Source organism: Burkholderia sp. BCC1972 (genome assembly GCF_905339605.1).
Classification (GTDB): Bacteria; Pseudomonadota; Gammaproteobacteria; order Burkholderiales; family Burkholderiaceae; genus Burkholderia.
In genome coordinates, this window is sequence record NZ_CAJPGH010000089.1 from 1 (window position 1) to 490 (window position 490).

The 490-nt window shown below is 62.0% G+C and carries 1 protein-coding gene; it reads left to right on the top strand.

From position 1 onward, the window contains the following. Nucleotides 1–490, top strand: a 490-nt coding sequence (locus tag U5798_RS36925; RefSeq protein WP_322084886.1) for a hypothetical protein, incomplete at both ends; no start/stop codon positions are given.

A 490-nucleotide genomic window follows, 5' to 3' on the forward strand; every position in this document is an offset into this window, starting at 1 on the left:
CGAGCTGTTCGCCGAGGACAGACCGGTCGAGGTCGAAGTCGACAGCGAATCGATCGAACTGTTAGCCGACGACAAGCCGGTCGAGGTCGACGTGGACAGCGACGTGATCGAGCTGTTGGCCGAGGACAGACCCGTCGAAGTCGACGTGGACAGGGACGTAATGGAGCTGTTCGCCGAGGAGAGGCCCGTCGACGTTGAAGTCGACAGGGAGCCGATCGAGCTGTTAGCCGACGACAAGCCCGTCGAAGTCGAGGTCGACAGGGACGTGATCGAGCTATTCGCCGACGACAGGCCGGTCGACGTCGAGGTGGACAGCGACGTGATCGAGCTGTTGGCCGAGGACAGACCCGTCGAAGTCGACGTGGACAGGGAAGTGATCGAGCTATTCGCGGACGACAGACCCGTCGAAGTCGAAGTCGACAGCGAGGTGATCGAGCTGTTCGCGGACGAGAGGCCCGTCGAGGTCGAGGTCGACAGCGAATCGATCGAA